Annotated in this window: 1 protein-coding gene; it reads left to right on the top strand. The window is 71.4% G+C overall.

Annotation, left to right across the window (positions count from 1 at the left end; all coding sequences use genetic code 11):
• Positions 1-1,501 (top strand): type I polyketide synthase (locus ACH47Z_RS47185; RefSeq protein WP_399086848.1); only part of this gene is annotated, 1,501 nt, incomplete at both ends.

Genomic DNA, 1,501 nt, shown 5'->3' with positions numbered 1-1,501 from the left:
GGGTGCTGGCGGTGGTGCGGTCCAGTGCGGTGAACCAGGATGGTGCGTCCAACGGTCTGACGGCGCCGAACGGTCCGTCGCAGCAGCGGGTGATCAGGCAGGCGCTGGCCGCGGCCGGTCTGGGCTCCGCCGATGTGGACGCGGTGGAGGCGCACGGTACGGGTACGACGCTGGGTGACCCGATCGAGGCGCAGGCGGTGCTGGCCACCTACGGCCAGGACCGTCCGGAGGACCGGCCGCTGTGGCTCGGTGCCGTGAAGTCGAACATCGGTCACACGCAGGCGGCTGCGGGTGTGGCGGGTGTGATCAAGATGGTGTTGGCCATGCGGCATGGTGTGTTGCCGCGGACGCTGCATGTGGACGAGCCGAGCACGCATGTGGACTGGACCCAGGGTCGGGTGCGGTTGCTGACCGAGGCCATGCCGTGGCCGGAGACCGGCCGTCCGCGCCGCGCGGGCGTCTCCTCGTTCGGCATCTCCGGCACCAACGCACACGTGATCCTGGAAGCCGCGCCCGACGCCGGCACCGAGCCCGGGCCGGTCGCCGAGAGCGAGACGGAGACGGCGTGGGTGCTGTCGGCCCGTACGGAGCAGGCACTGCGCGGACAGGCCGAGCGCCTGCTGTCCACGGTCTCCACGGAGGAGCCGCTGAACCTCGCCGATGCGGGTGCGGCGCTGCTGTCGCGTTCGCTGTTCGAGCACCGCGCGGTGGTCGTGGGTGCCGACCGCGGCGAGCTGACCGAGGGCTTGCGCGCACTGGCCGCCGGTGAGCCGGGTGCCAACGTGGCGGAGGGTGTGGCCAAGAACGGGCACCGGGTGGCGGTGCTGTTCACCGGCCAGGGCGCCCAGCGGCTGGGGATGGGCCGTCGGCTGTATGGGGAGTCGGTGGTGTTCGCGGCGGCTTTCGATGAGGTCGTGGCCGAGTTGGACCGGCATCTGGAGTCTGCGCTGCGGGATGTGGTGTGGGGTGAGGATGCCGAGTTGCTGAACGCGACGGGGTGGGCGCAGCCCGCGTTGTTCGCGGTCGAGGTGGCGTTGTTCCGTCTGCTTCAGTCCTTCGGTGTGGAGGCGGAGTACCTGCTGGGGCACTCGGTCGGTGAGGTGGCCGCCGCCCATGTGGCCGGCGTCTTCGACTTGGCGGACGCGTGCCGCCTGGTGGCCGCGCGCGCCCGTCTGATGCAGGCGCTTCCCGCCGGGGGTGCGATGGTCGCCATCGCCGCGCCGGAGGAGGACGTGCTGCCGCACCTGACTGACGAGGTGTCGATCGCGGCGCTGAACGCGCCGGGCTCGGTGGTGGTGTCCGGCGAGGAGACCGCCGTCGTCGCCGTCGGGGAGTACTTCACGGCGCAAGGTGTGAAGACCACCCGGCTGCGGGTGTCGCACGCGTTCCACTCGGTGCTGATGGAGCCGATGCTGGACGACTTCACGGCGGCCCTCGCGGACATCACCTTCCTGCCCCCGCGCATCCCGGTCGTGTCGAATCTGACGGGTGAGCCGGCGGA

It is taken from the genome of Streptomyces sp. NPDC020192, assembly GCF_044388685.1.
GTDB lineage: Bacteria > Actinomycetota > Actinomycetes > Streptomycetales > Streptomycetaceae > Streptomyces.
The sequence above is the reverse complement of the archived record's forward strand: the minus strand, read 5'-3'. Positions and strand labels throughout refer to the sequence as shown.